General features: G+C 72.6%; 7 protein-coding genes. 1 reads left to right on the forward strand and 6 read right to left on the reverse strand.

The window, feature by feature from the left end:
• Together CCN44_RS35075 and CCN44_RS35080 are read right to left on the reverse strand one after the other, a co-directional pair.
• A partial coding sequence (locus CCN44_RS35075; RefSeq protein WP_086702539.1) for a DUF397 domain-containing protein occupies positions 1-193 on the reverse strand: 193 nt, incomplete at its 3' end.
• On the reverse strand, positions 190-1,062 hold the full coding sequence (locus tag CCN44_RS35080; RefSeq protein WP_086702541.1) for a helix-turn-helix domain-containing protein: 873 nt from the start codon (positions 1,060-1,062) through the stop codon (positions 190-192). The genes CCN44_RS35080 and CCN44_RS35075, both read right to left, overlap by 4 nt.
• 91 nt (positions 1,063-1,153) lie before the next feature.
• Between CCN44_RS35080 and CCN44_RS35085 the strand changes: the two genes are divergently transcribed.
• Positions 1,154-1,618 (forward strand): ATP-binding protein, encoded by a 465-nt coding sequence (locus tag CCN44_RS35085; RefSeq protein WP_208639904.1) that lies wholly within the window; start codon positions 1,154-1,156, stop codon positions 1,616-1,618.
• Here the strand turns inward: CCN44_RS35085 and CCN44_RS35090 are convergent.
• From CCN44_RS35090 to CCN44_RS35105, 4 genes are all read right to left on the reverse strand, one after another.
• Positions 1,569-2,450 (reverse strand): LysR family transcriptional regulator, encoded by an 882-nt coding sequence (locus CCN44_RS35090; protein ID WP_167404063.1) that lies wholly within the window; start codon positions 2,448-2,450, stop codon positions 1,569-1,571. The two genes, CCN44_RS35085 and CCN44_RS35090, sit on opposite strands and share 50 nt — an antisense overlap.
• Before the next feature lie 190 nt (positions 2,451-2,640).
• Entirely contained in the window at positions 2,641-3,612 is a 972-nt protein-coding gene (locus CCN44_RS35095; RefSeq protein ID WP_086702550.1) for a quinone oxidoreductase family protein, read from the reverse strand.
• Positions 3,613-3,683: 71 nt separating this feature from the next.
• On the reverse strand, positions 3,684-5,624 hold the full coding sequence (locus CCN44_RS35100) for an AMP-dependent synthetase/ligase (protein ID WP_086702552.1): 1,941 nt from the start codon (positions 5,622-5,624) through the stop codon (positions 3,684-3,686).
• A gap of 222 nt (positions 5,625-5,846) precedes the next feature.
• Positions 5,847-7,133 (reverse strand): acetyl-CoA C-acetyltransferase, encoded by a 1,287-nt coding sequence (locus tag CCN44_RS35105; RefSeq protein ID WP_086702555.1) that lies wholly within the window; start codon positions 7,131-7,133, stop codon positions 5,847-5,849.
• Between the last annotated feature and the right edge of the window lie 245 nt (positions 7,134-7,378).

The following is a 7,378-nucleotide window of genomic DNA, read 5'->3' on the forward strand; positions in this document are numbered from 1 at the left end:
TGAGGTGGGGGGCGGTGGGGCGCTTCGAGTCTCGGATGTGGATGGCGGTGGGGTGTGCGGCCACCTCTACGCAATCGCCGCCTTCGCCACTGCTGTAGCTGGACTTGCGCCAGTTGTAGGCGAGTTCGACACAATCACCGCCCTCGCCGTCGCTGTAGCTGGACTTGAACCAAGCCAGGTTCTCGATGCTCATAGCTCCTCCAGCTTCTTCGCAATCAGAGACCGGGACTCCATGGGACTGAGTGCCATCGCGCGCATGATCCCATAGCGGTCGGCGATGGTGCGGACCTCCTCCCGGTCGGTGATGAGCCGGGGGTAGCTTTGGGCCTCCGTGTACGCCACCTGAGTCTGCCCTTTTGGCACCAGCAGGTTGAACGCGCTGTCCAGGTTCGGGTGTTCCTGCATGCGCGTCGGCATCACCTGGATCTCCACGTTCTGCATGCTGCTGACTTCCAGCAGACGGCGGAGTTGGTCAGCGTGTACGCGCGGCCCCCCGATCGGCCGATCGAGCACGACTTCTTCGAGGATGTAGCTCACGATGGGCGGCGGCCACCTCTCGAAGACCTGTTGGCGGGAGAGTCGGTCGGCCACCCGCTTCTCGATGGTCTCCTCACTGAGGAACGGCCGCCGCTTGGCGAACACCACCCGGGCGTGCGCCTCGGTCTGCAACAAGCCCTGCACAGCGTGATTGGAGTAGTGGTGCAGCTCAACGGCCTCCGCCTCCATCGCCGCATAGCTCCGATACCACTCCGGATGCCGCGTCCGTGACCTGGCCATCGCCTCCTCGACCTGCGGAATGACCGACGTGAACAGCCCGTCGGCCTTGAGGATCTGGTCGGCCTTCCGCAGAAACTCCGGCCTCGGCGTCCGTACCCCTCGCTCGATGGCCGAGATCAGATCCGGGCCGTAGCCCATCAGGTCGGCGAACTCCTTCTGGCTCAGCCCGGCCTTCTCCCTCAGCAGCTTCAACTGCTTGCCCAGGATGATGAAGACCGCCGCCGACCCGTTCGCCTCTGCCGGTGTCTCCGGCCTCCGCTCCTCTGTCACGTCATCCTCCGACACCCGTACGACAGACGTACCGCGCCCGCACGACTACGTACAGTCGCCGGGCCTCCCCTGGTCAGCGTAGGGAGAAGTGACGACGCTCTGTGATGTGAACGTAGAAATCTCCACCCCCACAACCGAACTGGTCCAACGGCTGAGTCCCACGCCCCGCGGCGCCCGGCTGGCCCGGCGGCTCACCGGCACCACGCTCGCCACCTGGGGTCACCCCCACGACAGCGACCTCAGCCACACCGCGCAGCTCCTCGTGGCCGAACTCGCCGCCAACGCCGTCACCCACGGTCGCGTCCAGGGGCGGGACTTCGAGCTGCGGCTGGCGCTCCTGCCGGACAAGGACACCCTGCGTATCGAGGTCAGCGACGCCCGCGGCGACCGCCCCCTCCGGTTCCTGGACGGGCGGCTGGAGGACGAGAACGGCCGGGGGCTCGTCGTCGTACAGGTGCTCGCGAGGCGGTGGGGCGTCGCGGAGCGGGACGTCGGCAAGACCGTCTGGGCGGAGCTGGCGCTCACCGCAGCGCGGCGACCGTGTCCGCGAAGGCCCGGGCCGGCGGGCTGAGGGCCTCCCAGCGGCGGACGGCCCAGCCGACGGGGAGGGGGCGCAGGCCGGGGACCGGGATCAGGCGCAGCGGGCCCTCGCCGGGGACGGGCAGGCCGGGTACGGCGGGGACGACCGCCCGGCCGACGCCCAGTTCGGCGAGGAGCAGGGCCGTGTCCCAGTCGGCGACGCTCGGCTCGTAGGCGGGCCGGACGCCCCGCTCGGCGCACGCCGCTTCGAGGTGGGCGGCGGACGTGGAGTTCGGCGGGAGGCGGATGAGCCGGGTGTCGGTGAGTTCCGCCGGGTCCAGGTGCGGGCGGCCGGCCAGGGGGTCGTCCGACCGTACGGCGAGCAGCCACGGCAGTTCCACGACCGTGCGCTGCTCGATGCCGCGCACCGGTGGGCCGATGGTGATCCAGGCGAGGTCGAGGGTGCCGTCGGCGAGGGCGTCGAAGCTGCCGCGGCCGGAACTGACCGTGCGGAACTCCAGGTTGACCTTGGGGTGGCGGCGGCGGAACGTGACGACGGCGTCGGACATGAAGTGCCGGACGGTCGTGGCGCCGGTGGCGACGCGGACGTAGCCGCTGTGGCCGTCGACCAGGTCGCGGAGCCGGCGCACGGCCAGGTCCAGGCCGTTGATGCCCTCGGCCGCGGCGGCCTCCAGTATGCGGCCGGCCTGGGTCGGGACGACGCCGCGCGGCTGGCGTTCGACCAGGGCGACGCCGGTCTCCCGCTCCAGGCGTTTGACGTGCTGGCTGACGGCGGACTGGGTGCAGCCGAGGTCGCGGGCGACCGCGCTGAGGCTGCCCGCACGGCACACGGCTATGAACACGCGAAGGTCTTCGAGGGTCACAAGACCCAAGCTAACACTGGGGGTTGGTGAGGAAACCCAAGGATTGACTGGCTTTGCGGCCCGTACGAGGATCGTGGGCGGGCCGCGACCGACCCAGGCGGCAACCCGCTCCACGCCCCGCCGAGTCCGGACGACGTGGGAGCAGCGCGGAGCGGGTGCCGACCATTGCCAGGAGGCCGGGGCAGCCCGCTCAGCGGACCGCGAGCACGGTCTTGGCGGGCGCCTCGCGCTGTTCCAGGGCCCGGTGGACGTCGGCCACCCGGTCCAGGGGCAGCACGGCCGGGGCCGGTTCGCGCAGGACGTCCCGACGCACCAGGGCGACCACGGCGGACAGCGCCGCGGTGACGCGGTCGGGCACGAGATGCGCCACCCCGCCCAGGCTGAGACCCAGCAGTTGCCTGGTCCCCAGCCACGCCGAGTCGGTCGTCACCGGGTGCTCCTGTCCGCTGGCGTTGCCCAGCACCACGAGCCGGCCGAAGGGGGCGAGGAGCTGGTAGGCGCGTCTGCTCAGCTCACCGCCGACGGGATCGACGACGACGTCCACCTCTCCGGGCGCGATGCCGTCGAGGCCGTCGGTCCCGATGGTGCGGGTCCACGGGTCGGTGGCGGACGGCCCGTCCGGAGTGCGGCCGAAGACGCCGGTCACGGTGCGCGCCGGGTGGACGGCGGCGATGCGTCCGGCGACGCTGCCCAGGCCGCCGCTGGCGCCCAGCACCAGGACGTTGTCGTGCACGCCGATCCGGGCCAGGTCGTGCAGGGCCATCCACGCGGTGACGCCGTTGACCAGGGCGGCGGCGACGCGTGCCAGATCGGTGTCGTCGGGCAGGCCGACCGCCATCGCCGAGTGCGCCACGGCGACCTCGGCATAACCGCCCGCCCGCATGCCCCGCCCGAAGTCGTTGAGCAACGCGGCCACGGGCTGGCCGGGCACGAATCCGGTCACACCGGGTCCGACCTCGCGTACGTGCCCGGTGACCTCGATGCCCGGGGTGAACGGCGTCGGCACGCCGAAGGCACCCGAGCGGAACAGGGTGTCCACGAAGCCGACGCCCGCGTACGCGACATCGATCGTCAGCTCGCCCGCACCCGGCGAGGGCTCGGGCACCTCCGCGAACTCCAACGCCTCCACCGGCCCGGGGGCCTTGACGACCACGGCGCGCATGCTGCTCCTTCGACGCTCGTCCTGCTCAACCACCGTGTCAACCTTGCGCGTTCGCCCCACATTCCACTGCCTCACCGCTCGTACAGCGCCTCCACCTGGGCTGCGAAGTCGTGCAGGATGCGGTCCCGGCGCAGCTTCATGGACGGTGTCAGGTGGCCGGCCTCCTCGGTGAAGTCCACCGGGAGGACGGCGAAGCGGCGGATGGACTCGGGGCGGGAGACCATGCGGTTCGCCTCGTCCACCGCCCGCTGGAGCACGGCGTACAACTCCTCGTCGCCGACCAGGAGTTCCGGCGGTACGGGGTGCTTGCCGATCATCTGGCGCCAGTGGGTGATGCCGTCGGGGTCGAGGGTGATCAGGGCCGCGACGAACGGGCGGGCGTCGCCCACCAGCATCACCTGCGAGATCAGCGGGTGCTGCCGCAGCCAGTTCTCCAGCGGGGCCGGGGCCACCGACTTGCCGCCCGCCGTGATCAGCAGTTCCTTCTTGCGGCCGGTGATGGTCAGATAGCCCTCGTCGTCCAGTGCGCCGAGGTCGCCCGTGGGCAGCCAGCCGTCGCGGGTGGCGGGGACCACGCCGCCCGCCTGCGGGTCCCAGTAGCCGCGCAGGACCTGATCGCCGGCCAGCAGGATCTCGCCGTCCGCCGCGATCCGCACCCGGGTGCCGGGCAGCGGCCAGCCCACCGTGCCCAGGCGGGGTTTCAGCGGCGGGGTGACCGTGGCGGCGCCGGTGGTCTCCGTCAGGCCGTAGCCCTCGAAGATCTCGATGCCGGCGCCCGCGTAGAACGCGGCGAGGGGGCGGCCGAGCGGGGAGCCGCCGCAGATGGCGTAGCGGACCCGGCCGCCCATGGCGGCGCGGATGCGGCGGTAGACCAGGGGGTCGTAGAAGGCGCGCTGGGTCTTCAGGGCGCGGCTCGGGCCGGTGCCGGTGCCGGTCTGGCGGGCCTCCAGCGCCTCGCCGTAGCGCCGGGCCACCTCCGCCGCCCGGTCGAAGACCGTCACCCGGCCGCCCGCCTCCGCCTTGGCCCGCGCGGAGTTGTACACCTTCTCCAGCATGTAGGGGATGGTCAGCAGGCAGGTCGGTCTGAAGGCGGCCAGGTCCGGGAGGAGGTCGGCCGGGGCCAGGCTGGGGGCGTGGCCGAGGCGGACCCGGGCGCGGACGCAGGCGATGGCCACCATCCGGCCGAACACGTGGGACATGGGCAGGAAGAGCAGGACCGACGGCTCCTCGCCCTTCGCCTTGAAGACCGGGTGGAGGAGTTCGATCGCGTTGTCGACCTCGGCGAAGAAGTTGCCGTGCGAGAGGGCGCAGCCCTTGGGGCGGCCGGTGGTGCCGGAGGTGTAGATGAGGGTGGCGAGCGTGTCGGGGCCGAGCATGCCCCGGCGTACGCCGACCTCCCCTTCGGGGACCGGCGCGCCCGCCTCGGCGAGCCGGGCCACGTGGTCCTTCTCCATCACCCACACGCGGCGCAGGTCGGGCAGGTGGGCCAGCTCCGGGCCGATGGCGGCGGCCTGCGCGGCCGTCTCCGTGACCAGGGCGACCGCGCCGGAGTCGTGCAGGATCCAGCGGGTCTGGAAGACGGAGGAGGTGGGGTACACCGGGACGGTGACCAGGCCGGCGGCCCAGGCGGCGAAGTCGAGCAGCGTCCAGTCGTACGTCGTACGGGCCATGACGGCGATGCGGTCGCCGGGCATCAGGCCCTCCGCGATCAGCCCCCTGGCCACCGCCTCCACCTCGGCGGCGAACCCGGCCGCCGTCACGTCCGTCCAGGTGCCGTCGGACCGCTTGCGGCTGAGTACGACCTCGTCGGGCGCCGTCTCCGCGTTGTCGTAGGGGAGGTCGGCGAGCGAGCCGTGGGTGACGGGGGGTGCGAACGGGGGGACCGCGGCTTCCCGTACCGCGCCGTCCAGCCGGCGTATCTCGGGTGCGACGAGGACCGGGTTGCCGTCGTAGTCGACGGCGGAGACGGGGGTGCCGGAGGAGGCGGGCGGATGGGGGTACGGCGTGGACACGGGCGGCTCCTCTGGCGTGCGTGCACCTGCGGTGCGCCCCTCACAGAAAGGGGTTACCGCCGGTTAGGCAGGTGATCGTACGGCTCCGCTGTGAGGGGATCGTGCGGGTTCGGGGATGGTCCGGGGCCGGGGATGTGCAGCCTCGGGGGTTATGTGAGGGCCATTCAGCTTTGGCGGAGAAGTAGGGAGTTCATGGCCTGTCGATGGTGCGTTCCGGGGCGCTCAGGGGCGTTCCAGGATCGCCGTCACGCCCTGGCCGCCCGCCGCGCAGATCGAGATCAGGCCCTTGCCCGGGGCGTCCCGCTCCGCCAGCTGCCGGGCCAGGGTCGCCACGATGCGGGCGCCGGTCGCGGCGAAGGGGTGCCCGGTGGCCAGGGAGGAGCCGGTGGGGTTGAGGCGGGCGCGGTCCAGCGGGGGCAGGCCCCGCTTCTCCCAGGCCGCCAGGGTGGCCAGCACCTGGGAGGCGAACGCCTCGTGGACCTCGACCACGTCGAAGTCGGCCAGGTCCAGGCCGGTGCGCTCCAGCAGGCGCGGGACCGCGTACGCCGGCGCCATCAGCAGGCCGTCCTCGCCGTCCGCCACGTCCCCGTGGACGAAGTCGACGGCCGCCGTCTCGCAGGCGGTCAGATAGGCGAGGGGCGCCAGGCCGCGCGCCTTCGCCCACTCCTCGCTCGCCAGCAGGACCAGCGCCGCGCCGTCCGTGAGGGGCGTGGAATTGCCCGCCGTCATGGTGGGGTTCGGGTGGTCGAGACCGAACACCGGCTTCAGGGCGGCCAGTTTCTCCGGGGTGGAGTCCGGGCGCAGGTTCTGGTCCCGCTCCAGGCCCCGGAAGGGGACCACCAGGTCCCGGAAGAAGCCCCGGTCGTAGGCGGCGGCGAGCCGCTGGTGGCTGGTGGCCGCCAGTTCGTCCTGGGCCCGCCGGGAGATGCCCCAGGCGCGGGCGGTGACCGCCGCGTGCTCCCCCATCGACAGGCCGGTGCGCGGCTCGGCGTTGCGCGGGACGTCCGGGACCAGATGGCCGGGGCGGATGCGGGCCAGGGCCTTCAGGCGGGCGGCGGCGGACCTCGCCCGGCGGGCCTCCAGGAGGATGCGGCGCAGGCCGTCGTTGACGCCGAGGGGTGCGTCGCTGGCGGTGTCGGCGCCGCCCGCGACCGCCGACTCGGTCTGGCCGAGGGCGATCTTGTTGGCGGCGGCGACGATCGCCTGGAGGCCGGTGCCGCAGGCCTGCTGGACGTCGTACGCGGGGGTGCGCGGGTCGAGCGCGGAGCCGAGGACGGTCTCGCGGGCCAGGTTGAAGTCCCGGCTGTGCTTGAGGACGGCACCGGCGACGAACTCGCCGACCGCGCCGGGCCCCCGGAGGTCGTAGCGGTCGGTGAGGCCGTTCAGGGCCGCCGTCAGCATCTCCTGGCTGGACGCGGTGGCGTAGGGGCCGTCGGAGCGGGCGAAGGGCACGCGGGTGCCGCCGAGCACGGCGACCCGGCGGGCGCGGGCTGGTTCCAGGGGGCTCATGTCGATCTGCTCCTCACCCAGGGCGGTGTGCAGTGGCTCACTGGCTCACCTCGTCTTACCTCCGGTAACCTTACTCCAGAGTAAGCAGTTCTCCGCCCTTCGGAACCGACTCGCCCGGGAGTTGCGCATGGCCGACCGCTACCTCAGCTTCACCGGCACGGCGCCCGGCCGCTTCCTGACCCGGCGCCTGGGCCTGCCCCGGCCGGCCGAGCTGATCCGGTGGACGCCCGAGCGGCCCGCCCTGC

The organism is Streptomyces tricolor (genome assembly GCF_002155905.1).
GTDB lineage: Bacteria > Actinomycetota > Actinomycetes > Streptomycetales > Streptomycetaceae > Streptomyces > Streptomyces tricolor.

What these genes read in the sequence shown, in the direction of transcription:
- CCN44_RS35105 (WP_086702555.1), bottom strand. Translation starts at nt 7,133, where the DNA reads ATGAGCCCCCTGGAACCAGCCCGCGCCCGCCGGGTCGCCGTGCTCGGC.
- CCN44_RS35095 (WP_086702550.1), bottom strand. Translation starts at nt 3,612, where the DNA reads ATGCGCGCCGTGGTCGTCAAGGCCCCCGGGCCGGTGGAGGCGTTGGAG.